At 70.1% G+C, this 25629-nt stretch carries 24 protein-coding genes; 6 read left to right on the plus strand and 18 right to left on the minus strand.

The features are described 5' to 3' along the window. Nucleotides 1-126 precede the first annotated feature (126 nt). Nucleotides 127-1011, plus strand: a complete 885-nt coding sequence (locus F6J84_RS07905; protein WP_150972796.1) for a shikimate dehydrogenase — start codon at nt 127-129, stop codon at nt 1009-1011. A 15-nt stretch (nt 1012-1026) separates the two neighbouring features. Then, the gene (locus tag F6J84_RS07910; protein WP_150972798.1) at nt 1027-2343 is read left to right on the plus strand and encodes an MFS transporter; all 1317 of its coding nucleotides are present in this window, start codon (nt 1027-1029) and stop codon (nt 2341-2343) included. A gap of 63 nt (nt 2344-2406) precedes the next feature. Here F6J84_RS07910 and aroB read toward each other — a convergent pair whose 3' ends face one another. From aroB to F6J84_RS07960, 10 genes are all read right to left on the minus strand, one after another. After that, a complete protein-coding gene (aroB, locus tag F6J84_RS07915) occupies nt 2407-3492 on the minus strand; it encodes a 3-dehydroquinate synthase (RefSeq protein ID WP_150972800.1) in 1086 nt (361 codons plus the stop codon). Next, a complete protein-coding gene (locus tag F6J84_RS07920) occupies nt 3489-4022 on the minus strand; it encodes a shikimate kinase (RefSeq protein WP_150972802.1) in 534 nt (177 codons plus the stop codon). Before F6J84_RS07920 ends, aroB begins: the two co-directional genes overlap by 4 nt. Further along, nucleotides 4006-5235 (minus strand): chorismate synthase, encoded by a 1230-nt coding sequence (gene aroC / locus F6J84_RS07925; RefSeq protein WP_150972804.1) that lies wholly within the window; start codon nt 5233-5235, stop codon nt 4006-4008. Before aroC ends, F6J84_RS07920 begins: the two co-directional genes overlap by 17 nt. A gap of 4 nt (nt 5236-5239) precedes the next feature. Beyond that, nucleotides 5240-6076, minus strand: a complete 837-nt coding sequence (locus F6J84_RS07930; RefSeq protein ID WP_150972806.1) for a shikimate dehydrogenase family protein — start codon at nt 6074-6076, stop codon at nt 5240-5242. After that, on the minus strand, nt 6070-7362 hold the full coding sequence (mltG, locus tag F6J84_RS07935) for an endolytic transglycosylase MltG (RefSeq protein WP_150972808.1): 1293 nt from the start codon (nt 7360-7362) through the stop codon (nt 6070-6072). Before mltG ends, F6J84_RS07930 begins: the two co-directional genes overlap by 7 nt. Then, entirely contained in the window at nt 7362-7835 is a 474-nt protein-coding gene (gene ruvX / locus F6J84_RS07940; protein ID WP_150972809.1) for a Holliday junction resolvase RuvX, read from the minus strand. The genes mltG and ruvX overlap by 1 nt, the downstream gene beginning before the upstream one ends. Next, nucleotides 7832-10498: an alanine--tRNA ligase gene (alaS, locus tag F6J84_RS07945; RefSeq protein ID WP_150972811.1), complete on the minus strand. Its 2667-nt coding sequence runs from the start codon at nt 10496-10498 to the stop codon at nt 7832-7834. Before alaS ends, ruvX begins: the two co-directional genes overlap by 4 nt. 70 nt (nt 10499-10568) lie before the next feature. Beyond that, entirely contained in the window at nt 10569-10781 is a 213-nt protein-coding gene (locus F6J84_RS07950) for a hypothetical protein (protein ID WP_150972813.1), read from the minus strand. A 124-nt stretch (nt 10782-10905) separates the two neighbouring features. Beyond that, a complete protein-coding gene (rpsD, locus tag F6J84_RS07955; protein WP_150972815.1) occupies nt 10906-11535 on the minus strand; it encodes a 30S ribosomal protein S4 in 630 nt (209 codons plus the stop codon). A 178-nt stretch (nt 11536-11713) separates the two neighbouring features. Continuing rightward, nucleotides 11714-13042, minus strand: coding sequence for a replication-associated recombination protein A (locus F6J84_RS07960; RefSeq protein WP_150972817.1), 1329 nt, complete (start codon nt 13040-13042; stop codon nt 11714-11716). 122 nt (nt 13043-13164) lie between these two features. On the opposite strand from F6J84_RS07960, the gene F6J84_RS07965 reads away from it, so the two are divergent. The 3 genes from F6J84_RS07965 (at nt 13165) to F6J84_RS07975 (ending at nt 15496) form a co-directional block, all read left to right on the plus strand. Then, nucleotides 13165-13455, plus strand: a complete 291-nt coding sequence (locus tag F6J84_RS07965; RefSeq protein ID WP_150972819.1) for a flagellar basal body-associated FliL family protein — start codon at nt 13165-13167, stop codon at nt 13453-13455. Nucleotides 13456-13585: 130 nt separating this feature from the next. After that, nucleotides 13586-14860, plus strand: a complete 1275-nt coding sequence (locus F6J84_RS07970) for a DUF349 domain-containing protein (protein ID WP_150972821.1) — start codon at nt 13586-13588, stop codon at nt 14858-14860. A gap of 93 nt (nt 14861-14953) precedes the next feature. Then, the gene (locus tag F6J84_RS07975; RefSeq protein ID WP_150972823.1) at nt 14954-15496 is read left to right on the plus strand and encodes a type IV toxin-antitoxin system AbiEi family antitoxin; all 543 of its coding nucleotides are present in this window, start codon (nt 14954-14956) and stop codon (nt 15494-15496) included. On the opposite strand, the gene F6J84_RS07980 is transcribed toward F6J84_RS07975, so the two are convergent. From F6J84_RS07980 to F6J84_RS08015, 8 genes are all read right to left on the minus strand, one after another. Continuing rightward, on the minus strand, nt 15483-17735 hold the full coding sequence (locus F6J84_RS07980) for a RelA/SpoT family protein (RefSeq protein ID WP_150972825.1): 2253 nt from the start codon (nt 17733-17735) through the stop codon (nt 15483-15485). The two genes, F6J84_RS07975 and F6J84_RS07980, sit on opposite strands and share 14 nt — an antisense overlap. Nucleotides 17736-17800: 65 nt before the next feature. Next, the gene (secF, locus tag F6J84_RS07985) at nt 17801-18790 is read right to left on the minus strand and encodes a protein translocase subunit SecF (protein ID WP_150972827.1); all 990 of its coding nucleotides are present in this window, start codon (nt 18788-18790) and stop codon (nt 17801-17803) included. Next, a complete protein-coding gene (gene secD / locus F6J84_RS07990; RefSeq protein WP_150972830.1) occupies nt 18790-20520 on the minus strand; it encodes a protein translocase subunit SecD in 1731 nt (576 codons plus the stop codon). Before secD ends, secF begins: the two co-directional genes overlap by 1 nt. Before the next feature lie 30 nt (nt 20521-20550). After that, nucleotides 20551-21006 carry a preprotein translocase subunit YajC gene (locus F6J84_RS07995; RefSeq protein WP_150972831.1) on the minus strand — a complete coding sequence of 152 codons (456 nt, stop codon included), beginning with the start codon at nt 21004-21006 and terminating at the stop codon, nt 20551-20553. A gap of 79 nt (nt 21007-21085) precedes the next feature. Next, nucleotides 21086-22114 carry a Holliday junction branch migration DNA helicase RuvB gene (ruvB, locus tag F6J84_RS08000; protein WP_150972833.1) on the minus strand — a complete coding sequence of 343 codons (1029 nt, stop codon included), beginning with the start codon at nt 22112-22114 and terminating at the stop codon, nt 21086-21088. Further along, on the minus strand, nt 22107-22724 hold the full coding sequence (gene ruvA / locus F6J84_RS08005; protein WP_150972835.1) for a Holliday junction branch migration protein RuvA: 618 nt from the start codon (nt 22722-22724) through the stop codon (nt 22107-22109). The genes ruvB and ruvA overlap by 8 nt, the downstream gene beginning before the upstream one ends. A 45-nt stretch (nt 22725-22769) precedes the next feature. Next, nucleotides 22770-23339, minus strand: a complete 570-nt coding sequence (ruvC, locus tag F6J84_RS08010) for a crossover junction endodeoxyribonuclease RuvC (protein WP_150972837.1) — start codon at nt 23337-23339, stop codon at nt 22770-22772. Nucleotides 23340-23393: 54 nt separating this feature from the next. Then, nucleotides 23394-24152: a YebC/PmpR family DNA-binding transcriptional regulator gene (locus tag F6J84_RS08015; protein ID WP_150972839.1), complete on the minus strand. Its 759-nt coding sequence runs from the start codon at nt 24150-24152 to the stop codon at nt 23394-23396. Nucleotides 24153-24252: 100 nt separating this feature from the next. Here F6J84_RS08015 and F6J84_RS08020 point away from each other — a divergent pair, with 100 nt between their 5' ends. Continuing rightward, a complete protein-coding gene (locus F6J84_RS08020; RefSeq protein ID WP_150972841.1) occupies nt 24253-25629 on the plus strand; it encodes a pyridoxal phosphate-dependent decarboxylase family protein in 1377 nt (458 codons plus the stop codon).

Here is a 25629-nt window from a genome sequence, read left to right on the forward strand (position 1 = left end):
ATAGATGCGACACCCCTCGTCCGACCCGGTTGACAGCCGGGCGCTCGGCGCGCATCCTGGACGTACCAGTTAGTACATACACGGAATCCGCGCTCGTCGTCGAGTGCGCCCACGAAGGAGTCGCCCGTGAGCCCGGACCGTCCCGCGCACGCCTACCTGGTGGGCCTGATCGGCACCGGCGTGACGCCGTCGCTGACCCCGCCCCTCCACATGGCCGAGGCGGCCGCGCTCGGCATCCCCTACGTCTACCGCCCCATCGACATGAGCGAGCTGGAGCTCTCCCCCGACGATCTCGGCGACATCCTCACCTGGTGCGAGCGTCTCGGCTTCGACGCCGTGAACGTCACGCATCCGTGCAAGCAGCGGGTGATCGAGCACCTCGATCGGGTGGATCCCACCGCCGCCGCTCTCGGCGCCGTCAACACCGTCCTGTTCACGCCGGAGGGCCGGGTGGGCTACAACACCGACACGACGGGTTTCGAGCAGGCGTTCGCCACCGGGATGCCGGGCGTTGCGCTGGGCCGCGTCACCCAGCTCGGTGCGGGCGGAGCCGGCTCCGCCGTCGCCGACGCGCTGCTGCGCCTGGGCGTGCGTCACCTCACGATCATCGACCTGGACCCGATGCGCGCGGGCGAGCTCGCCGCGCATCTCGCCGAACGCCATGCGGCGCGGGTGGAGGTCGCCGGGACGGAGGACCTCCCCGCCGCTCTGGCGGTCTCCGACGGGGTCGTGCACTGCACTCCGACGGGGATGGCCGAGCACCCGGGCATGCCGTTCGCGGCGGAGCTGCTGCGACCCGACCTGTGGGTCGCGGACATCGTCTATCGGCCACTCGTGACCGAGTTCCTCTCCGCAGCGCGCGACGCGGGCTGCGTCACCCTCGACGGCGGCAGAATGGCGGTCCACCAGGCCGTCGACGCTTTCGAGCTGATCACCGGGCGACGCCCGGATCCCCAGCGGATGATCCGCCAATTCCACGATCTCGTCTCCGGACCCGAGATCCTCGCCTGATAGGAGCAGACCACGATGTCCACCACCGCAGCGCCGCGGAAGACCCCGGTACGGGCAGCGATCGCCAGTTTCATGGGGAGCGCGGTCGAGTACTACGACTTCTTCCTGTTCGGTTCCGCAGCCGCCCTCATCTTCCCCGTCATCTTCTTCCCCTCCGGCGACGAGGCGGCCCTCGTGATGTCCTTCGCCACCTTCGGGTTCGCCTACATCGCACGCCCCTTCGGCGCAGTGATCCTCGGCCACTTCGGCGACCGGATCGGGCGCCAGAAGGTGCTCATGTTCACGCTCCTTCTGATGGGCATCTCGACCTTCATCATCGGCTGTCTGCCCACGTTCGAGCAGATCGGCTGGTTCGCCCCGATCCTGCTGGTGCTGTGCCGTCTCCTGCAGGGGCTGTCGGCCGCCGGTGAGCAGGCGGGCGCGTCCTCGCTCACCCTCGAGCATGCGCCGGACGACCGTCGTGCGTTCTTCACGTCCTGGACCCTCACCGGCACGCAGGGTGGTCAGATCCTCGCTGCACTGATCTTCATCCCCGTCGTCGCCCTCCCCGACGAGATCAAGTTCTCCTGGGGATGGCGCGTGCCGTTCTGGTTGAGCGCGGTCGTCGTGATCGTGGCGTACTTCATCCGTCGCAGCCTGCACGAGACGCCGGAGTTCGAGGCCGCGAAGGCATCGGGCACCATCGCCCGGATGCCGCTGATCCCGCTCCTGCGGGACCACTGGCGCGACGTGATCCGGGTGATCTGCTGTGCGTTCATCGCCGCGGTGTCCACCGTGTTCGGAAACCTGGCACTCGCGTACGGCAAAGAGGTGGGACTGGCTGAGAGCTTGACCTTGTGGCTCGTGGTCGTCGCGAACATCTTCGCCCTGGGCACGCAGCCGTTGTTCGGCCGCCTCGCCGACCGGATCGGACGCAAGCCCGTCTTCATCTACGGCGCCCTCTCCTCGGCCGCCCTGATGCCGTTCTACATGCTGTCGATGTCGAGCGGGAACACGCCGCTGATCTTCATCCTCGCGATCGCCACGTTCTCGTTCGGCTACGCCGCGGCGAACTCGGTCTGGCCCGCGTTCTACGGCGAGATGTTCAGCACGCGGGTCCGCTTCTCCGGCATGGCCATCGGCACCCAGCTGGGCTTCCTGATGGCGGGCTTCGCCCCGAGCATCGTCGCGGCCCTCGGTGGCGTCAGCCAGGGCGGCTGGGTCGTGATCAGCATCTTCACCGCGGTGATCTCGCTGATCGCGGCGGCCAGCGCGCTCACCGCCCGCGAGACGCGGCAGGTGCCCACGAACGAGCTGGGGATGCGGTCCGAGCGCACCACCACCGCCGTCTGACGACGCACGAGGAGGCGGGGTGGGCCATGCCACCACCCCGCCTCCTCGCGACGGAGGACCGAGCTACTGGTCGGCGACCTCCTGGTACGCGGCGAACAGCAGGGACTCGTCCGGAGCCTGCAGCACAGTGGGGCGGCCGATCTCGTCGAGGACGATGAAGCGCAGCAGACCGCCGCGGGACTTCTTGTCCCGCTGCATGGTCGCCAGCAGCGTCGGCCACGCGCCCGCACGGTAGGTCGTGGGAAGACCCAGCGAGTTCAGGATGTCGCGGTGGCGCTGGGCGGCCTCGTCGGACAGGCGGCCGGCCAACCGCGACAGCTCGGCGGCGAACACCATGCCGATGGAGATCGCGGCGCCGTGGCGCCAGCGGTAGCGCTCGGCGTGCTCGATGGCGTGGCCGAGCGTGTGCCCGTAGTTGAGCACCTCGCGCAGGCCCGCCTCGCGGAAGTCCTCCCCCACCACGCGCGCCTTCATCTCGATCGCCAGTTCCAGACACCGCCGGAATGAGGCGGAGGCCGGGTCCACGATCGTCTCCGGCTCGGCCTCGATCCGGTCGAGGATCTCGGGGTACCAGATGAACCCCGCCTTGACGACCTCGGCGAACCCGGCCGTCGCCTCGTTCTTGGACAGTGAGTCGAGCAGCGACAGATCGCAGATGACGGCGCTGGGCGACCAGAACGCGCCGACCAGGTTCTTGCCCTCCGCGGTGTTGACACCCGTCTTGCCGCCGACGGCGGCGTCGACCATACCCAGGACGGTCGTCGGCACCTGCACGACCTGGACGCCACGGAGCCAGGTGGCCGCCACGAAACCGGCGAGGTCGGTCACCGCTCCCCCACCGAAGCCGACGACGGCGTCGGTGCGGGTGAAGTCGGCCTGGCCCATGACCTGCCAGCAGAACGCCGCGACCTCGATGCGCTTGCCCTGCTCCGCATCCGGGATCTCCGCCAGCAGCACCTCCCGCGATCCGTCCGCGATCAGCTGCTCGCGCAGCCGGTTCGCCCGGTCGCCCAGGGTCGGCGGGTGCACGACGAGCACCTTCTTCACGGTCGGTGCGAGTGCCTCGCCCACGAGACCGAGGATGTCGCGGCCGATCGAGATGTCGTATCCGGGCTCGCCGGCGACGCTGATGACGGTCGTCTCGCTCATGCGGGGGTTCCTCTCGGGATGGCGGTCCGCGCCCACGACGTGATGCCGTCGACCACGCCCGAGAGCGGACCCTGGGACGTGTCGAAGACGGCGTCGGCGACCTCTTCGTAGAGGGGGCGGCGGATGGTGAAGATGCGGGTCCACTCGGCCACCGGGTCGTCGCCGGCCAGGAGCGGTCGTGACCCGCCGGCGATCCGATGGGCGACGATCCCCGGGCTGACGGTCAGGAAGGCGACGCGGTGGGCCCGCAGGTCCGCGCGGGTGTCCGGGTCGAGGACCGAACCGCCGCCGAGGGACACGACGCCCCCGGCCGAGAGGGCACGTTCCACGGCCTGGCGCTCGATCCGCCGGAAGTGCTCCTCACCGCCGCTGCGGAACAGCGCGGGGATCGGTCCGTGCTCCCGCACGATGAGGGCGTCGGTGTCGGTGAACGGCACACCGAGGGCGCGGGCGACGCGCTTGCCGACGCTGGTCTTGCCGGCCCCCATCGGGCCGACGAGCACGATCGCCGGGTCAGCGGGCGTGTTCATCGGTGCGCAGCGCCGGGTCGCTCTCCGCACGCGTGCGGAGGGTCTCCGGGATGGCGGCGAGGTACGCCTCGAGGTTGCGGCGGGTCTCCGCGACGTGGTCGCCGCCGAACTTCTCCAGCACGGCGTCGGCCAGGACGACCGCCACCATCGCCTCGGCGACGACGCCCGCGGCGGGCACGGCGCAGACGTCGGAGCGCTGGTGGTGTGCCGCCGCCGTTTCGCCCGTGGTCGTGTCGACGGTCCGCAGGGCATGCGGCACGGTCGCGATCGGCTTCATCCCGGCGCGCACCCGCAGGACCGTGCCGGTGGACATGCCGCCCTCGGTTCCCCCGGCGCGGTCGCTGGAGCGGGTGATGCCGTCCGCGGAGGCGAACAGCTCGTCGTGCGCCTGCGAGCCGCGTCGACGCGTGGTCTCGAACCCGTCGCCGATCTCGACCCCCTTGATGGCCTGGATGCTCATGAGCGCCTGGGCGATCTTGGCGTCGAGCTTGCGGTCCCACTGCACGTGCGACCCGAGCCCCGGCGGCACCCCGTAGGCGAGCACCTCCACGATGCCGCCCAGCGTGTCGCCGTCCTTCTTCGCCGCGTCGACCTCCGCGACCATCAGCGCGGACGTGGCCGGGTCGAAGCACCGCAACGGATCGGCGTCGAGGACCTCGACGTCGTCCGGGACGGGAACAGCGGCGTCCTCGGGGACGCGGACCGGCCCGATGGAGAGCGTGTGGCTCACCAGCCGGATCCCGAGCTCGCTCAGGAACGACCTGGCGATCGCGCCGAGCGCCACGCGCGCGGCGGTCTCGCGTGCGCTCGCGCGCTCGAGGATGGGGCGCGCCTCGTCGAAGCCGTACTTCTGCATACCGACGAGGTCGGCGTGCCCGGGACGCGGGCGGGTCAGCGGCGCGCCGCGACCGCGTGAACGTTCCGTCAGCTCGACCGGCTCCGCGCTCATCACCTCGACCCACTTGGGCCACTCGGTGTTGCCGATCCGTACGGCGATCGGGCTGCCGAGGGATTCGCCGTGGCGCACCCCCGTGGACAGCGTCAGTTCGTCCTCTTCGAACTTCATGCGCGAGCCGCGGCCGTAGCCGAGCTTGCGCCGAGCGAGGTCGGCCTGTATCGCGGCCCGGGAAATCGGGACGCCGGCGGGAAGGCCCTCCATGAGGGCGACGAGTTCGGGACCGTGGGATTCGCCGGCCGTGAGCACGCGGAGCATTGCTCTAGTCTCCCATGACCTCGCGGCGCATGACGGCCAGGACGCCCGCCTCGTCCGGGAGAGGCGCATCCGGGTCCCCGTTGGCGAAGACCCGGATCTGACGGATGGCCTGATGGAGCAGCATTCCGAGGCCGGATGCCGCGGGGAGCCCCGCGCGCTCCCACGCCGCGCCGAGCACCGTCGGCCACGTGCCGTACACGACGTCGAACAGGGTGCCGCCCGCGGTCGCGAGGCCATCGGTGACCGCCTCGGGGAGATCCGCGTCGCCGGGCAGTGTGGCGATCGTGAGCGGAACGGCGCGATGCCCTCCTGTGGCCAGCGCCGAGGCGGTGACCCGCACTCCGAGTTGTTCACCGAGGACGGCGAGCCGGTGCGCGGCGTCCGGGCGACGGGCCGCCACGTCCACGTCGCGGACGCCGAGCTCGTGCAGGGCCACGAGGGCGGAGGTCGCGGTGGCCCCCGTGCCGACGATGCGGGCACTCGTCACGCCCAGGTGGCCGGTCTCCGTCAACGCACCGACGATACCGCCGACGTCCGTGTTGAACCCGTGCGGTCCGTGCGGTCCGAGCAGGTAGGTGTTCACCGCGCCGGTCAGCTGGGCGTGCCGGTCACGGCGCACGGCGTGTCGATAGGCGACGCCCTTCAGCGGCATGGTGAGGGAGAGCCCGAGCCAGCTCGGACCGAGCGAATCCAGCGCGGCGGGGAAACCCGCCTCGTCGACCCGGCGGCGATCGTAGGTCCAGTCGAACCCCAGCACCCTGTACGCGGCGGTGTGCAGTCGCGGGGATCGGCTGTGCTCGATCGGGTCGCCCCAGACGGCGAGACGACGGGTCGTCAGCATCCGGAGTCCGGGTTCTCCCGGCACCAGGAGCGCCACTGCTCGACGGCTTCCTCGTGCTCGCGCCCGGTGGAGGTGAACACCGTCTCCCCCGTGTCCAGGTTGACCGTGACGAAGTAGAGCCAAGGGCCCTCGGCCGGCGCCATGGCGGCGGCGATGGCGGTGTCGCCGGGGTTCGCGATCGGCCCCTTCGGCAGTCCCGCGTGGACGTAGGTGTTCCAGGGGTTGTCGTCCTGGAGCGCAGCGCCGGACGAGCTGACGGTGCCGTCGTGCATCTCGCCGTACCCGTACTGGGCGGTCGAGTCCATCTGCAGCAGGCCGAAGGTCTCCTGGTTGCCGGGATCGAGCCGGTTGGCGATGACGCGCGAGACCTTGTAGAAGTCCTCCGTCGTGCGCGCTTCGCGCTGGATGATGGAGGCGATCGTGAGGATCCGCTGACGCTCCTCGACCGGGACCCCGGCGGCATCCAACGACTGGACGGCGCGGTCGACCATCGTCTGCACGACCTGGGTCGCGGTCGCTCCCGGGTCGAAGGAGTACATGGCCGGGAAGAGCCATCCTTCCAGCGAGTCGGCCGACACCCCGTAGACGGAGGGATCGGTCACGGCCGCCTGGAAGTCCTCGAGCGGGATACCGAGGCCCTCGGAGAGCAGCGGCAGCGTCTGCTCGACGGTGAGCCCCTCCCGCACGAGTGCGGAATCGTCGAGCTTGTTGGCCGGGTCCTGCAGGGCGACCAGCGCCGCTGCGGAGGTCATCTTGTGCTGGAGGCGGTACACCCCCGGGTAGAAGGTCGGATTCTGCTTCGTCGCGACGAGCATGTCGTAGAACGCGTCCGGGGACTTGGTGACCCCGGCATCGAACAGCGACTGGGAGATCCGCCCGCCGGTGTCGCCGGAGCTGATGGTGACCAGGGCCTCCCCCGTCGCGAGACCTTCCTCGTACTCCTTCGGCTCGGACCAGCCCATCAGGTCACGGATCTTGGGCTCGTAGGTGTCCCACGCCCAGGCGCCGCCCGCGGCGAGACCGCCGAGCAGCACGAGCACCACTCCCAGCGCGATCCAGCCGCCCCGGCGCCGACGGCGCTTGTCCGGCTTGGGGGGCGGCGATCCGAGCACGTCGGTCGTCGCTGCGCCGGTGAACAGGTCGTCCAGCGAGCCGGGCGTTGCGGGCTTTTGCGTGCCGATCGGCTCCGGACGCTTCGCGGGTGCGGCCTCGGCGGGGCGCCCCGCATCGGCCCCCTGTGCCGCTTCGCGAGCGGCGCGCCGGGACGGCGGGGTGTTCTCGGACATCAGTCGGGCTCCTCGTCCGGGTGTACGGGTGTTCCGGGCGCGCTCCCTGTCCGCTTCTCGACGTCGAGGGCGTTCTGCAACAGGATGACGGCAGCGACCTGATCCACTATGCCACGCGAGGACTTCTGGGACCGTCCGGATTGCCTGAGTGCCGCATGTGCGGACACTGTGCTCAACCGCTCATCGACCAGGCGCACGGGCGTCCCGGTCCGCCCCGCCACCGCGGACGCGAACTCCCGCGCGTCGACGGTGGACGCGGTGTCCTCGCCGCGGAGGTTCAGGGGCAGACCGACGAGGATCTCCACCGCGGAGTACTCCGCGGCGAGCTCCACGACCCGGGCGACGGACGCGTCGTCCCGGGGCACGGTCTCCACCGGCGTGGCGAGCAGGCCGTCCGGGTCCGAACGGGCGACACCCACCCGAGCCCGGCCGACATCGACACCGAGGCGCGCTCCGCGCCGGAAACCGGTCACGCGCGAGCCGACTCCAGGGCCGACACGACCGCCTGGAGCGCCGCGGGCAGCGCCGCGGCATCCGTGCCACCGCCCTGCGCGACGTCGTCGCGCCCGCCACCGCCGCCGCCGAGCGCGGATGCCGCGGCCTTGGCCAGGACACCGGCCTTGACCCCCGACTCCCGCGCGGCGGGGTTGGTCGCCACGATCACCAGCGGACGCTCCTTCACGACGGCCCCGAGCGCGACGACCGCGGCCCCGGCACCGAGACGGTCCCGTACCTGCAGCGCCAGGGAGCGCACGTCGTCCGCGCTCGAGGCGTTGCCGAGAGACTCGGCCACCACGGTCACGTCGCCGCTGCGGCGGGCGTCGGCCACGAGCTGCGGCGCGCGTCCGGCGAGGGCCTGCGTCTCGAAGGCGGCGATCTTCTTCTCCGCGGCCTTCAGGCTCGCCGCCAGGTCCGCGATGCGCGCGGGCAGCTGATCGCGGGGCACCTTGAGGGCGGAGGACAGCTGGGACACGATCGCGCGTTCGGCCGCGAGGTCCCGGAACGCGTCCAGACCCACGAGGGCTTCGACACGGCGTCCGCCGGCACCCACGGAGGACTCGCCGACCAGGTTGATCAGCCCGATCTCGGCGCTCGCGGACACGTGCGTGCCGGCACAGAGCTCGCGCGACCACGGGCCGCCGATGTCGACCATGCGCACGGTGTCCCCGTACTTCTCACCGAACAGCGCCATGGCGCCGAGTTCCTTGGCCTCGTCGAGGGCCAGCACCCGGGTGGTGACCTCGAGGTTGTCCCGCACCGCGTTGTTGGCGATCTCCTCGATCTCGGTGCGCGTCTCGGGTGAGAGCGCCTGCCCCCACGTGAAGTCGAAGCGCATGTACCCGGCCCGGTTGAGTGAACCCGCCTGCGTCGCGCTCTTGCCGAGCGTGTCGCGCAGCGCCGCGTGGACGAGGTGGGTCGCGGAGTGGGCCTGACGTGCGGCGCGACGGTTGGCGGCGTCGACGACCGAGGTCGCCGGGTCCCCCACGCCGATCTCGCCGACGGTCACCTCGACCGTGTGGCTGACCAGTCCGGGAACCGGCTTCTGGACGTCGAGGACGTCCGCCTCGAAGCCCGCGCCGATGATGGCGCCCTTGTCCGCGACCTGACCGCCGGACTCGGCGTACAGCGCGGTCTCGGCGAGGATGATCTCGGCGACCTGACCGGTGCGCACCCGATCCGACGGGAGCCCGTCGATCAGGATGCCGAGGACGGTCGACTCGGTCTCCAGGTCGGTGTAGCCGGTGAAGATCGTCTCGCCCTTGGCGCGGTAGTCCCGGTAGACGCTGTGGTCGGCGATGGCGCGGCGACGGTTCTTCGCATCCGCCTTGGCGCGTGAACGCTGCTCCTGCATCAGGGTGTCGAACGCTGCGCGGTCGACGGTCAGCCCGGCCTCCTCGGCCACTTCGAGCGTGAGATCGATCGGGAACCCGTACGTGTCGTGCAGCAGGAAGGCCTCGGTGCCCGCGAGCGAGGTGCCCCCGGACTCCTTGGTCTGCGCGATCGAGAGGTCGAGGATGGTGGAGCCGGATGCGAGGGTGCGCAGGAACGTCTCCTCCTCGGCGAAGGCGTACTGCGAGATCCGCGTCCAGTCATCGGAGACCACCGGGTAGGCCGCGGCCATCGCGTCCCGGGACGCCGCGAACAGCTCCGGGAAGGTGGGGCCGTCCACGCCGAGCAGGCGCATGGCGCGCACCGCGCGCCGCATCAGGCGACGCAGGATGTAGCCGCGACCCTCGTTGGAGGGCGTCACGCCGTCCGAGAGCAGCATCAGCGAGGAGCGGACGTGATCGGCGATCACCCGATAGCGGATGTCGTCCTCGTGCTCGGCGCCGTAAGGACGACCGGACAGCGCCACGGCGCGGTCCAGGACGGGACGGACCTGGTCGGTCTCGTACATGTTGTCGACGCCCTGCTTGATGAAGGCGACGCGCTCGAGCCCCATGCCGGTGTCGATGTTCTTGTTGGGCAGCTCTCCGACGATGTCGAAGTCCGTCTTGGAGCGGACGTTCGCGATGGCGTCCTGCATGAACACGAGGTTCCAGATCTCGGTGAACCGCGAGTCGTCCACCGCGGGACCGCCGTCCCGGCCGTACTTCGGACCGCGGTCGAAGTAGATCTCCGAACAGGGACCGGCGGGACCGGGCTGCCCGGTGGACCAGTAGTTGTCCTCCTTGCCGAGGCGCTGGATGCGCTCGGCCGGCAGACCGGCGATGCGCTGCCACAGGGCGGCCGCCTCGTCATCGGTCTCGTAGACGGTGACCCAGAGGTCCTTCTCGTCGAACCCGAGGCCGCCGTCCGCCTCGGAGGCCGTCAGCAGCTCCCAGGCGTAGGCGATCGCGCCTTCCTTGAAGTAGTCGCCGAAGGACCAGTTCCCGAGCATCTGGAAGAACGTGCCGTGGCGGGCGGTGTGACCGACCTCCTCGATGTCGTTCGTCCGGATGCACTTCTGCACGTCGGCGGCACGAGGGAAGGGCGGCGGAACCGTGCCGTTGAGGTAGGGGACGAACGGCACCATGCCGGCCACGGTGAACAGCAGCGTCGGGTCGTCGCTGACGAGGGACGCGGAAGGGACGATGACGTGATCGTTCTTCTCGAAATATGCGAGGTATCGTGCGGCGATCTCAGCGGTCTTCATGGAGTGGGTCCCTCGGGATGAGCGCGCGGGAGCGGAGCGCCCCGGGTCGCACGGGTGGTACAGGGTGTGGTCAGTCGTTCGACGCGGTGGGAGCGGCGAGGCCGTCGGGATCGGCCAGTCGAGCCTGCTCGGTGCGGTAGGCGTCGCCCATGCGGTCGGTGAACTCGGTGATGCGGGCGTCGATCTCGGCGAGGACCTCGTGCCCTCGGGGGTCCTTGTTCACGAGGTGGGCGAGCACGAAACCGGCCGCCGTGCCGAGCACGAACCATACGAAACTCTTCACCGAGACCTCTTCCTCACCGGGGCCGCATGCCGCGCGGCCTTCTCCATCGTAGGCGGAAACGCCGTCTGGGACGGCGCGGACGACGAAGGGCGCCGGGAAACCCCGACGCCCTTCGTGACGCAGATCAGCGAGCCGCGTAGTACTCGACGACGAGCTGGACGTCGCAGGTCACGGGGACCTCGGCACGCTTCGGGCGACGCAGGAGGCGCGCCTGCAGCTTGTCGAGGTCCACCTCGAGGTAGCCCGGAACCGGGGGCAGGACGTCGGCGTGACCGCCGGCGGCTGCGACCTGGAAGGGCTCGGTGCCCTCACTGCGGGCCTTGACGTGGATGAGCTGGCCGGGCTTCACGCGGAACGACGGGCGGTCCACGATCTGGCCGTCCACCAGGATGTGGCGGTGCACCACGAACTGGCGGGCCTGCGCGGTGGTGCGGGCGAAGCCGGCGCGCACGACGAGCGCGTCCAGACGCATCTCGAGCAGCTCGACCAGGTTCTCACCGGTCAGGCCGTCGGTACGACGCGCCTCGTTGAACGCGATACGCAGCTGCTTCTCGCGGATGCCGTACTGCTCGCGCAGACGCTGCTTCTCACGGAGGCGAACGGCGTAGTCGCTGTCGGCCTTGCGCTTGGTACGACCGTGCTCACCGGGCGCGTAGGGACGCTTCTCCAGGTAGCGGGCGGCCTTGGGGGTCAGCGGGATGCCGAGGGCCCGCGAGAGGCGGACCTTACGGCGGTCCTGGGACTTCGTGGTCACGAAGTGATCCTTTCGATGACGTGGCCGTGCCTTTCACGACTCACGGACGTATCTCCCGATTCCCCGCTCCGGGCGCACGCCGGGGCGCATCGGAGCAGTTGATGGAAGGAGGAGATGCCCGAAAACACGGTTTCGAGCCGATTAAGCCTAACAGACCTGCCGTATCGGCAGCTGAAGGTCAGTTCTGGCCGTCGATGATCTTCCGGATGCGCTCGAGCCGCGCGGACACGTCGCGTTCGTTGCCGTGCGTCGTGGGTTCGTAATAGCGGCGTCCGACGAGCGGGTCCGGCAGATACTGCTGCCGAACCACGCCGACATCGCTGTCGTGCGGGTAGCGGTACCCCTTGCCGTGCCCGAGCTTCTTCGCGCCGGCGTAGTGGGCGTCCCGGAGGTGGCTCGGCACCCGCCCGAAGCCGCCCTTGCGGACATCGGCGATGGCCCGGTCGATCGCGAGATAGGCCGCGTTCGACTTGGCCGTCGACGCGAGGTAGGCGGTCGCTTCGGCGAGCGGGATGCGACCTTCCGGCATCCCGATGAACTGCACCGCGTCGGCCGCGGCGACGGCGATCTGGAGCGCCTGCGGGTCGGCCAGGCCGATGTCCTCCGCAGCCGAGATCACGAGGCGCCGCGCGATGAACCGGGGATCCTCCCCTGCCTCGATCATCCGCGCGAGGTAGTGGATCGCCGCGTCGACATCGCTGCCGCGGATCGACTTGATGAAGGCGCTGATGACGTCGTAGTGCTCGTCGCCCTGCCGGTCGTAGCGCAGCAGCGCCCGGTCGACGGCCTGACCCACGATCTCCGCGGTGATCTCCCCCGACTCGCCCAGCGCGGGTTCCGCGACCATGGCCGCGGCCGCTTCCAGAGCGGTCAGCGCGCGGCGCGCGTCGCCGGAGGCCATCTGGATCAGCGCAGCCCTGGCGTCCGCCGCGAGGACCACCCCGCCGTCGAACCCCCGCGGGTCGGCGACGGCGCGGTCGACGAGCAGCCCCAGGTCCTCGTCGTCGAGCGGTTCCAGCGTGAGCAGCAGAGAGCGCGACAGGAGCGGCGAGATGACCGAGAACGACGGGTTCTCCGTGGTCGCGGCGATCAGGACGACCCATCCGTTCTCGACCCCCGGGAGCAGGGCGTCCTGCTGCGCCTTCGTGAACCGATGGATCTCGTCCATGAACAGGATGGTGGACTGGCCGTACAGGTCCCGCTGGGTGAGGGCCTCCTGCATCACCTCGCGTACGTCCTTGACCCCGGCGGTGATCGCGGAGAGTTCCACGAAGCGTCGCCCCGAGGACCTCGCTATCGCCTGGGCGAGGGTCGTCTTCCCCGTGCCGGGTGGTCCCCACAGGATGACCGACACCGAGCCGGTGGTCTGGCGCTGGGGGTCCGCGAGGGCCACGAGCGGCGACCCCGGGCGCAGCAGGTGGCGCTGACCGGCCACCTCGTCGAGCGAGACCGGGCGCATACGTACGGCGAGGGGCGTCGCACCCTGGAACAACGCCTGTCCTGCCATCCGTCCAGGGTAGTCGCCGTCACCGACGCCCCGGCCCGGGTCGCACCCCGGGTTTGTCCGCGCCCTGGCGTCCTGCGTATGGTTTTCCCGACCCGGGTCCCCGGGTCGGGACGGGAGACGACGTGGCTTCGGGCAGGAACGGCAGAGGGCGTGGGTCGGCGCAGGAACGGGAACGTGCGCGCCTCTACCAGGCCCGGAGGGACTTCCACCGTTCCGTGGCGCGGCGCCGCACCCGCGACAACGTCCTCGCCGGCGTCGTCGGCGGTTTCCTGATCCTCGCGGTGATCGGCGGCCAGGTCGCCTACTTCACGATGGGCCCCGGCACACCCGCTCCGTCCCCGGCCCCGTCGACGTCCACGACTCCCCCGGCCGGCCCGCTGGCACCGGTGGAGCCCACCTCGCCGGTCGAGTAGACGCCCCCGGCCGAAAACGACGCGCCCCGACTCCGGACCGGTCCGGCACGTCGCCGTGTGGCGCCGGGGATGCCCGTACTAGGCTGAGGGCGACTACCCGCCTGCCGATGCGAGCCGCTTGAGGTGCCCCGTGACTGCCCCGACAGAATCCACTCCCGACGAGACCGCCGTCCCGACGTCCGACGAGCCCTGGGGTCGCGTCGACGCCGACGGCACCGTCTCGGTCCGTGAGGGCTCCGAATGGCGAGAGGTCGGGCAGTTCCCCGACGGCTCCGCCGACGAGGCGCTCGCCTACTTCACCCGGAAGTACTCCGATCTCGCCAACGAGATCACCCTGCTCGAGGTGCGGCACCGCCGTGGCGGTGCCTCGGCATCCGACCTCCGGCAGACCGCGCAGACCCTGCAGGGGAAGGTGAAGGACGCCGCCGCCGTCGGCGATCTGGCCGCACTCGAGCGCCGCCTGGCGACCCTGCTGTCCGCGCTCGAGGGTGCCTCCGCAGCCGAAGCGCAGGCCGCCAAGGAAGCCGTGGACGCCGCGATCGTGGAGCGCACCGGCCTCGTCGAGCGCGCCGAAGCCATTGCCGCGCGTGATCCCAAGACGGTGCAATGGAAGCAGGTCTCCGCGGAGCTCACCGAGCTGTTCGACCAGTGGCAGGCCCACCAGCAGAACGGGCCCCGTCTGCCGAAGACCGTCTCGCAGCAGTTGTGGTCGCGCTTCCGCGACGCGCGCAGCACGGTGGAGCGGCACCGCCGCGCGTTCTACGCGGAGCTCGACGAGACGCACAAGCACGCCAAGGAGGCGAAGACCCGGCTCGTGGAGCGCGCCGAGGCCCTCGCACCCCGTGGCGAGGAGGGCATCCCCGCGTACCGGGGCCTCCTCGACGAGTGGAAGGCCAGTGGCCGGGCCGGCAAGAAGGTGGACGACGCCCTGTGGGCGCGGTTCAAGGCGGCCGGCGACGCGCTCTACGGCGCGCGCATCGAGCGGGAGTCCGTCGAGGCGGAGGAGTCCAAGGACCGCATCGAGGCCAAGCGCGCCCTGCTGGAACGCGCTCGCCCCATCGTCGACGTCAAGGACCTCGCCTCGGCCCGCCAGCAGCTCACCGCCATCCAGCGCGAATGGGACGAGATCGGCCGGATCTTCCCCCGCGACAAGGAGCGGACCCTCGACGACGAACTGCGCAAGGTCGAGCAGTCCGTCCGCACCCGTGAGGATGCGGAGTGGAAGCGCAACGACCCGGAGACGACCGCGCGTGCCAACGACATGACGCGACAGCTCACCGACGCGATCGAGAAGCTCGAGGCCGAGCTGGCCGCGGCCGAGAAGACCGGCGACGCCAAGGCGACGCAGGAGGCCCGGGACGCCCTGGAGGCTCGGAAGGCCTGGCTCCGCGCGATCGGAAGCTGACGACCGACCCTCCCCGCGAGACGGCGGGCGGCTCCTTTCCACAGGAGCCGCCCGCCGTCTCCGTGCAGGGGAAGCGGGCGGCACACTGAGGCCATGTCCTCGGTGTTCCTCTACTTCCCCGGCGAACGTCTCAGTCCAGCCGAACTCACCGCGGCTTGCCTGGACGGCCATCTCGTCGGGCTCGGTGAGGGGTACGTTCCTGCGGACACGGTGGAGACGACGGCGCTGCGTGCGGCCTCCCTCGGATCCCTGGCGGGCCTGGACCTCGCCGCGGTCCTGGAGAGCGCGGCCTGGATCCACGGCGCCCGCGACGAGCCGCCCGCGCGTCACACCCTGCAGCGTGCGACGGAACGGCGCCTGCACGAGCCCATCGGCCGCCGGTTCGTCTACCGGGACCCGCGCGTTCCCGCCGCGGACCTCGTGCGCATCGGCGGCGTCGCGGTGACGACGCCGGAGCGGACCGTCGCGGATCTGGCCCGCAAGGGCACGCCCGACGCCGTCGAGGTGCTGCGGGAGTGGGCGGCACGTGCACCCGCCGCGCTCCCCGCCGGTGTCCGCTGGATCGACGGATCGGGCCGCGTCCCGCACAAACGCGCGGCCCGCCGGCTGCTCGGTGAACTGCTCAGGAGGACGTGACCCGGTACACGTCGTACACCGCGTCGATCCGGCGCACCGCGTTCAGGACACGGTCCAGGTGCACCGTGTCGCCCATCTCGAACACGAACTTGCTGAGGGCGAGCCGGTCGTTGGAGGTCGACACGGTGGCGGAGAGGATGTTCACGTGGTGCTCGCTGAGCACCCGCGTCACGTCGCTGAGCAGGCCGGAGCGGTCCAGCGCCTCGACCTGGATCTGCACGAGGAAGACGCTCTTGGACGTCGGGGCCCACTCGACCTCGATCATCCGGTCCGGATCGTCCATCAGCGAATTCACGTTGGTGCAGTCCTTGCGGTGCACGGACACACCGCTGCCGCGGGTGACGAAGCCGATGATCTCGTCACCGGGAACGGGCGTGCAGCACTTCGCCAGCTTGACGAGGATGTCGGGGGCGCCGCGCACCAGCACACCGGAGTCGCCGTCCCTGGGCACCCGGCTGCGGCCGATGTGCGGGATGTCGATGGGGCCGGTCGTGGTGTCCTGGTCGGCGACGAGCGCGGTGACCTTCTCCAGCACCGACTGGGTGGACACGTGCCCCTCGCCCACCGCCGCGTAGAGCGCGGACACGTCCTCGTACCGCAGGTTCTGGGCGACCTGGGTGAACGTGTCCTGGCTCATCAGGCGCTGCAGCGGCAGGTTCTGCCGTCGCATCGCGCGGGCGATCGACTCGCGGCCCTGCTCGATGGCCTCCTCGCGGCGTTCCTTCGTGAACCAGCCGCGGATCTTGTTGCGGGCCCGCGTGCTCTTGACGAAGCCGAGCCAGTCCTGGCTCGGGCCGGCATCCGGGTTCTTGGAGGTGAAGACCTCGACGACGTCGCCGGAGTGCAGCTCCGACTCCAGCGGGATGAGGCGCCCGTTGACCTTGGCACCCATCGTGCGGTGGCCGATCTCGGTGTGCACGGCGTAGGCGAAATCGACCGGGGTCGCCCCGGCCGGGAGACCGATGACCCGCCCCTTGGGCGTGAAGACGTAGACCTCTTTCGCGCCGATCTCGAAGCGCAGCGAGTCCAGGAACTCGCCGGGGTCGGCCGTCTCGGCCTGCCAGTCCGAGATGTGCGCCAGCCATGCCATGTCGGCGTCGACCGCGCGCGGGTCGGACTTCCCGCCCGACATCCGCTCCTTGTACTTCCAGTGCGCCGCGACGCCGAACTCGGCCTGCTGGTGCATCTCGTTGGTGCGGATCTGGATCTCGACGGTTCGACCGCCGGGGCCGATCACCGTCGTGTGCAGCGACTGGTACAGGTTGAACTTCGGGGTCGCGATGTAGTCCTTGAACCGACCGGGCAACGGTGTCCAGCGGGCGTGGAGTGCGCCGAGCACGGCGTAGCAGTCGCGGACCGTCGAGACGATCACGCGGATGCCGATGAGGTCGTAGATGTCGTCGAACTCGCGTCCGCGCACGACCATCTTCTGGTACACGGAGTAGAGCTGCTTCGGTCGTCCCGCGATGCGCCCACGGATGCGGAGTTCTCGCAGGTCCTCCTCGACCGCGTCGATGACGTTCTGGAGGTACTGCTCGCGCTGAGGCGTTCGCTGCTTCACCAGACTGTCGATCTCGACGTACAGCTTGGGGTGCAGGACGGCGAAGGAGAGGTCCTCCAGCTCGGACTTGATCGCCTGGATACCGAGGCGATGCGCCAGCGGCGCATAGATCTCGAGGGTCTCCGTCGCCTTCTTCGCCGCCTTCTCGGGGGGCACGAAGCCCCACGTGCGCGCGTTGTGCAGCCGATCGGCCAGCTTGATGACGAGCACGCGGATGTCGCGGGACATCGCCACGATCATCTTCCGGACCGTCTCCGCCTGAGCGCTCTCGCCGTACTTGACCTTGTCGAGCTTCGTGACCCCGTCGACGAGCATGGCGACCTCGTCGCCGAACTCCGCGCGCAACGCGTCGAGCTCGTAGCCGGTGTCCTCCACCGTGTCGTGCAGCAGCGCAGCGGCGACCGCTTTGGGGCCGAGCCCCAGGTCTGCGAGGATCTGCGCGACCGCGAGCGGATGCGTGATGTAGGGCTCGCCGCTCTGCCGCTTCTGCCCGGAGTGGGCCTTGTCGGCGACGGCATAGGCGCGCTCGATGATCGCGAGGTCGCCCTTGGGGTGGTGGGTCCGCACCGTCCGTACGAGCTTGTCGACGTCGTCGCGGCGCGCCGCCCGGGAGAAGATGCGCGGGATCAACCGGCGCAGTGACGAGCTCTGCGCGCCCGTGGAAACGGTCTCCGCCATGCCTCGATCACCGCCCTTCGCAGAATCTCTTCAGTCTACGCGTGTCCCCGCCGCCCGGTTGCCGCTCAGACCGGCGCCCCCGCGCGCTCGCGCGCCTCGAGCACCCGCTGGTCGCTGGCGAGGATCTTCGGCTCCCGCTCCCGGAAGAACGCATAAAGGGGTGCGGCCACGAAGACGGTCGAGTACGCGGCGACGATCGTGCCGACGAAGATCGACAGCGAGATGTCGGTCAGCGTCTGCGCACCGAGCCAGAAGGCGCCGATGAAGAGGATCGCCCCGGTGGGCAGGATCGCCACGACGGTCGTGTTGATCGAGCGGATCAGCGTCTGGTTCACGGCGAGGTTCACCGACTCACCGAACGTCCGCGCGGAGATCTCCCCGTCGTCCCGGGTGTTCTCCCTGATCTTGTCGAACACGACGGTCGTGTCGTAGAGCGAGTAGGACAGGATCGTGAGGAAGCCGATCACGGCTGCCGGCGAGATGGGGAACCCGCAGAGCGCGTAGACGCCGACGGTGATGATGAGCACATCCACAACGCCGACGATCGCGGCGGCGGACATCTTCCAGGTGCGGAAGTACAGCGCCAGGATCAGGAAGGTGAGCGCGAGGAAGATCGCCAGCCCCCACAGGGATTGCCGGGTGACGTCCGCACCCCACGCCGGTCCGATGAACGAGGAGGTGACCTCCGTCGAGTCCACACCGTAGGTCTCCGCGAGGGCCGCGGACACCGCCTGGGTCTCCTCGGGGGTCATCTGATCCGTCTGCACCCGGACGGCGCTCTCCCCCACGGTGGCGACCTTGGTGGTGGCATCGGGGACGACCGATTCCACCGCAACGGTGGCCAGCGACTGGTCCGGCGAGGAGACGCCGGTCACGGTGAACTGGGATCCCCCGGTGAACTCGATCGAGAACTGCACCGGACGCACGAGCGGCACCAGCGCGGAACCGATCACGAGCAGCGCCGCGATGATGAACCACAACCGCCGGCGCGGGATGAACGGGAAGGAGGTCTTCCCGGTGTACAGGTCGTTGCCGAGCTGGCCCATGGAGCGCATCAGTCGCGTCCTGCCTTCGCGTCGACCGAGGCGCTGTCGCGCTCGGAGGTGGAATCCGTACCCGCATCCAGCGCGGCGCGCTTGCGTTCGGCGATCGTCTGTCGACGCTCCGCCTCAGCCCGTGAGCGGGCCGCTCGACCGGTGGTGGCCACCGGGGCGCGGAACTGCGCGCGCCCGCGGTAGACGGCGCCGAGTGCCTTCGGGTCCATGCCGGAGAGGGGATGACCGGAACCGAAGAACTTCGTGCGTGCCAGCAGCTGCATGACCGGGTGCGTGAAGAGGATGAAGATGACGATGTCGATCACGGTGGTGAGCCCCAGCGTGAACGCGAAGCCCTTCACCGTCGCGTCCGCGAGGATGTAGAGCACCACCGCGGCGAGGATGTTGATCGACTTGGAGATGTAGATCGTGCGCTTGGCGCGGCTCCAGCCGTCCTCGACGGCGGAGGTGATCGACTTGCCGTCGCGCAGCTCGTCGCGGATGCGTTCGAAGTAGACGATGAACGAGTCCGCGGTGAAACCGATGGAGACGATCACGCCGGCGACACCGGCCAGCGACAGGCGGAAGCCCATGCGCCAGGCGAGGATGCACAGCGCGATGTAGGTCAGTACGCCCATCACGACCAGGGACGCGATGATCACGCCACCGAGGGCCCGGTAGACGATGAGCGAGTACACGGCGACGAGCACGAGACCGATGAGACCGGCGACGAGGCCGATCATCAGCTGCTGCGAGCCGAGCGTGGCCGAGATCGTGTCGGAGCTCTGCACCGTGAAGCTGAGCGGCAGTGCGCCGTACTTCAGCTGATCGGCGAGGACCTGAGCGCTCTCCTGCGTGAAGGAGCCGGTGATCTGGGGCTTGCCGTCGGTGATGATCGCGTTCATCGACGGTGCCGAGAGCACGTCGCCGTCCAGGACGAACGCGAACTGGTTCAGGGGCGTGGACAGCGGGTACAGGCGCTGGCTCACCTGGGTGAACGCGTCCGTGCCCTTGTTGTTGAAGACGATGTTGACCGCCCAGGCGCCGGAGGTCTGCACCATACCGGCGCTCGCGTCGGAGATGGAGTCGCCGTCGAGCTCGACCGGGCCGAGGATGTACTTCGCGGTGCCCGTCGCGTCGCAGGCGATCACCGGCTGGTCGGCCGGGGCGTTGGCCGGGTCGTTCGTCGGGTCCGCGCAGTTGTAGGCCTGGAACTCGGCCTGCAGCTTCGGGGTGATCCAGCTGACGTCGCTGCCGCTCGTCGGTGAGGCGGTGGGCGTCGACTCGAGTCCCGGATCGGCGGTCGGGTAGGGCGTCGCCGTCCCGTCCTCGCCGATGAACGCGCCGCTGACCTCGCCCGAGACGAACAGCACGGCGCGCAACTGCAGCTGCGCGGAGGCCTGGATCCGCTGCCGCGTCTCCTCGTCCGCCTCGCCCGGGATCTGGACGACGATGTTCTTGCCGCCCTCGGTCGTGACGTCGGCCTCGCCCACACCCGTCGCGTCGATGCGCTGACGCATGATCGTGACGGCCTGATCCATCTGCTCCGCGCTGGGTGCGCTGCCGTCGGCGGTCTGCGCCTCGAGGATGATCTGCGTCCCGCCCTGCAGATCGAGCGCGAGCTCGGGAGACCACGAGCTGCGCTCGAAGACGTAGACGCCGAGCGCATTCACGCCGAAGAGCACGGCGGTGATGGCCAGGAGCCCGATCAGGGCCTTCCAGGCATGCCTAACAGGGGTGGGTGTCGCCACGAACGGTCAGCTTTCTCGAGGGAGGGGTTCTCAGGCCTCGGGCTTGTTCTTCTTGTCGGCGTCGTTCTCGTCGGGGTGCGCGGAGAACTTGTGGTCGTCGCTGATCGAGGTGATGTCGCCGTCCAGTACACCCGAGGCGTACTCGGCCTCGCTGGCCTCGGCCTCGAGGAACTCGTCCTCGGAGACGGCGCCCTCCACCGGGTCGACGACACGGAGGATGGCCTGGCTGTGCACCTTGATCTGCACGCCGGGGGCGATCTCCACGAGTGCCGGCTGGTCGAGGTTCTCGCCGTCGTAGGCGACGATCGTGCCGTACAGGCCGCCCTGCAGGAGCACCTCGGCACCCGGGACGGTCTGGCGGGACTTCTGCTCCTGCTCGGCCTTCGCCTTCTGCATCCGGCGACGGGAGCTCCAGAACATGAAGACGAGGAGGATGAGCAGGAGGAAGATGAGGCCGTAGTTGGCGAAGAAGTTCGCGAAATCCATGGGGCGGTCAGAGCCTTTCAGGCGCAGCGCACGCTGGTGCGGCACTGATGAGATGAGATGCGGCGAAAGCCTCCGCCGATTATAGGTCATTCAGGGGGAGCGCCCCGGTCGGATGCGGCACTCCCAGGTGGGCGTAGGCCTCGGGCGTCGCGATGCGCCCGCGCGGGGTGCGTCCCATGAAGCCGATCCGGACAAGGTAGGGCTCCACGACGGACTCGATCGTGTCCGCCTCCTCCCCCACTGCCACGGAGAGCGTGCCGAGTCCCACCGGACCTCCGCGGAAGCGGCGGATCAGCACGTCCAGCACCGCGCGGTCGAGCCGGTCGAGTCCGATCCGGTCCACGTCGTACAGCTCGAGCGCGGCATCCACCGCGGCCAGGTCCCCCGCCGTCTGATCGGCGTGCACCAGGAGATAGTCGCGCACCCGGCGCAGGAGACGGTTGGCGATGCGGGGCGTTCCCCGGGAGCGCCGCGAGATCTCGTCGCGGGCGGGTCCCGGCAGCCCGACGCCAATCATCAGGGCGGACCGCGCGATCACGCGCTCCAGCTCCTCCGGTTCGTAGTACTCGAGGTGGGCGGTGAAGCCGAACCTGTCCCGCAGCGGGTTCGGCAGCAGACCCGAGCGCGTCGTCGCGCCCACCAGCGTGAACGGCGCGAGATCCAGCGGGATGCTGGTCGCCCCCGCGCCCTTGCCCACCATGATGTCGATCCGGAAGTCCTCCATGGCGAGGTACAGCATCTCCTCGGCAGAGCGCGCCATCCGGTGGATCTCGTCGATGAAGAGCACCTCGCCGGGGGTGAGCGAGGACAGGAGTGCGGCGAGGTCACCGGCGTGCTGGATCGCGGGTCCGCTCGAGATGCGCAGGGCGCGGCCGCTCTCGTGCGCCACGATCATCGCCAGTGTCGTCTTGCCGAGACCGGGAGGACCGGAGAGGAGGATGTGGTCCGGCGGACGCTGCTGGATCCGTGCGGCGTCGAGGAGCAGCTGGAGCTGGGCGCGCACCTTCTGCTGACCGACGAACTCGGCCAGCGAGGTGGGCCGGAGCGCGCCTTCGATCGCGAGCTCGGAATCGTCCGCGGGCGTCCCCGCGTCGCGCAGGTCATCCATGGAGCGCCTCCGCCCGAGCCGGGCCGAGTTCGGCGAGGGCACGGCGGAGCAGGACGGCGACGGTGCGTTCGTCCTGGCCGGCCCCGCTCACGACCTCGGCCGCGGTCTCGAGCGCGACGCGCTCGGACCAGCCGAGACCCACGAGGGCCTGCGCCACCTGCGCGGACAGATCGGGGGTCGCAGTGCCCCCCGGACGAGACGCAGCGGTCGGCGGCGCGAGCTTCCCGGCGAGCTGCACGACGATGAGCTTGGCGGTCTTCGGCCCGATGCCGGAGACCTTCCGGAACGGCGCGTCGGCCTCGTCGGCGACGGCCTGGGCGATCTGGTCGATGCTCATCTCGGCGAGAACGCCGAGTGCGGACTTCGGGCCGACACCGGAGACCGCGATCAGACTCCCGAAGACGGCGAGCTCCTCCCGGGTCGGGAACCCGACGAGGGACATGGCGTCCTCGCGCACCAGCAGGTGCGTGTGCAGCATCAGTTCGTCACCGAGGTGGGCGCCCCGGCTCACGTCCGGCGTCACCGAGACGGCGTAGCCGACTCCCCCGACCTCGATCACGACGGAGTCAGGGCCGAGGTGGACGACGGTGCCGCGAAGCGATGCGATCATGCCCTCAACCCTAATCGGGTTCGGAGGTATGTTCGATCGACACGCTCAACGTCGCGTGCTCCGCTCGGCGTTGCGCCACGCCCGCTGCGCCGGCGTCATCTCGTCGGCCTCTCCCCCGAGCGCGGGCTGCGGCCCCCCGCGCCAGGCATGGCACAGGGCCAGAGCGAGGGCGTCCGCCGCATCCGCCGGCTGCGGCAGCGCATCGAGCCGGAGGACGCGGGCCACCATGGTCTGCACCTGCAGCTTCTCGGCCGAGCCGTAGCCGGTGATGGCGGCCTTGACCTCGCTGGGCGTGTGGGTGGCAGCCGGGATGCCGTTCTCGGCCGCGATCAGGAGAGCGACGCCGCTGGCCTGTGCGGTGCCCATCACGGTGCTCAGGTTCTGCTGGGCGAAGACGCGCTCGACCGCGATGGCGGCGGGGCCGAATTCGCGGACGACCTCGCGCAGTCCCTCGGCGATGATGAGCAGCCGCTCCGAGGCCGGGAGATCGGCGGCCGAGCGTACGACACCGACGTGGACGATCCGCGCGCTCCGGTCGCGCGCGACGTCGACGACGCCGACTCCGCAGCGGGTCAGCCCGGGGTCGACGCCCATCACGCGCAGCACGGGAGACATCCCGTCCAGGCTACGTGCGCCGTCCATCCCGACCGCGCAGACGCGCGGAGTGGCTCACTCGTCGGCTTCGAGTTCCGCCTGCACCTCGGGCGTCAGATCGAAGTTGCTGAAGACGTTCTGCACGTCGTCGCTGTCCTCGAGCGCGTCGATGATCCGGAACACCTTCCGAGCGGTGTCCGCGTCGATCTCCACCTTCAGGTTGGGCACGAACTCCACATCGGCCGACTCGTAGTCGAGACCGGCATCCTGCAGGGCGCTGCGCACCGCGACGAGGTCGGAGGCCTCGGTGATGACCTCGTATCCCTGCGCGTGCGGCTCGATCTCTTCCGCGCCGGCCTCGAGGGCGGCCATCATGACGTCGTCCTCGCTCGCGCTCTCGCCCGACACCACGATGACGCCCTTGCGGGTGAAGTTGTAGGCGACGCTCCCCGGATCGGCCAGCGTCGCACCGTTGCGGCTCAGCGCGGTGCGCACCTCCGCGGCGGCACGGTTCTTGTTGTCGGTCAGACACTCGACCATGAGTGCCACGCCGTTGGGCCCGTAGGCCTCGTACATGATCGACGTGTACTCGACGGCTTCCCCGCCGATGCCCGCGCCGCGCTTGATGGCGCGGTCGATGTTGTCGTTGGGCACCGAGGTCTTCTTGGCCTTCTGCACCGCGTCGAACAGGGTCGGGTTGCCGGCCATGTCGGCGCCGCCCATCTTCGCGGCGACCTCGATGTTCTTGATCAGCTTCGCGAAGGACTTCGCGCGGCGCGCATCGATCACGGCCTTCTTGTGCTTGGTGGTGGCCCACTTGGAATGACCGGACATCGGCACTGCCTCCTCGATTGATCGCGGTTCAGTTTATGTGAGAGCACGCACCGCGCGTGATGCGGTTGTCGTGCCCCCTTCCCGGTGGGACACTCATGCCATGGATGAGCGCTCCCGTGCGCTCGATGCCGCGCACCGAGCCGCGTCCAGGTTCCTCGATTCGCTCGCCGACCGGCCGGTCTGGCCCAGCGCCTCGCTGGACGAGATGACGGAGGTGTTCGGGGGTCCGCTGCCGGCTTCCGGCGAGGATGCCGCGGAACTGGTGCTGCGCATGGCCGCGGATGCCGAGCCCGGACTCGTGGCGATCCCCGGCGGCAGGTTCTTCGGTTACGTCATCGGGGGGACGCTGCCCGCAGCCCTCGCCGCGGACTGGCTCGTCTCCGCCTGGGATCAGAACGCCGGCTCCAGCAGCATGACGACGGCAGCCGTCGCCCTCGAGCGCGTGGCGGGTCGATGGATCCTCGATCTCCTGCATCTGCCGGAGACCGCATCGGTGGGCTTCGTGACGGGCGCGCAGATGTCCAACTTCGTCTGCCTGGCCGTCGCCCGGCGTGCGCTGCTGGAGCGACGCGGCTGGGACCTCAACCGGCAGGGCACGTCCGGTGCGCCGCCGATCACCGTCGTGGTGGGCGCCGACCGCCACGGCTCGGTGGATCGCGCCGCCCGCTTCCTCGGGATCGGCAGCGACGAGATCGTCGCGGTCGCCTCGGACGAGGAGGGACGGATGCGGCCGGAGTCGCTGGCGGGGGTGCTGGCGGGCGTCGAGCGCGGGCTCGCCGTGGTGTGCCTGCAGGCCGGCGAGGTGCATTCCGGGGCGTTCGATCCGTTCGCCGAGCTGATCCCGCTCGCCCGCGAACACGGTGCCTGGGTCCACGTCGACGGCGCCTTCGGCCTGTGGGCGGCCGCATCCGACCGCCTACGCCATCTGGTGGCAGGGGCGGAGGGAGCCGACTCCTGGACGACGGACGCGCACAAGACGCTCAACGTGCCCTACGACTGCGGCATGGCCATCGTGCGGCGGCCGGAGGACTCGGTGGCCATGTTCCGCACCGGCGGGGACTACCTGATGTACTCCACGGACGACCCGTGGGACCGCGGGCCCGAGCTCTCCCGCCGGGCGCGCGGTGTCCCGGTGTGGGCGGCGCTGCGGAGCCTGGGACGCAGCGGGACCGCCGAACTGGTGGAGCGACTGCACACCCACGCGCAGGCGATGGCGGCGGGCCTCCGCCGGATCCCCGGGGTGAGCGTCATCGGGGAGGTGCCGTACACGCAGCTGATGTTCCGCCTCGAGGACGATGAAGCGACGCGGGAACTCGGCCGGGCCGTGCTCGCCGACGGCACGGCCGCACTGACCGGCGCCGAATGGCGGGGGCGCGCGGTGCTGCGCTGCTCGATGTCGTCGTGGGCCACCGACCAGGACGACATCGAGCGCACGCTCGCCGCGATCACGCGTCTCGTGCGCGCGATCCTCGGCTGA

It is taken from the genome of Microbacterium caowuchunii (genome assembly GCF_008727755.1).
GTDB classification, from domain to species: domain Bacteria; phylum Actinomycetota; class Actinomycetes; order Actinomycetales; family Microbacteriaceae; genus Microbacterium; species Microbacterium caowuchunii.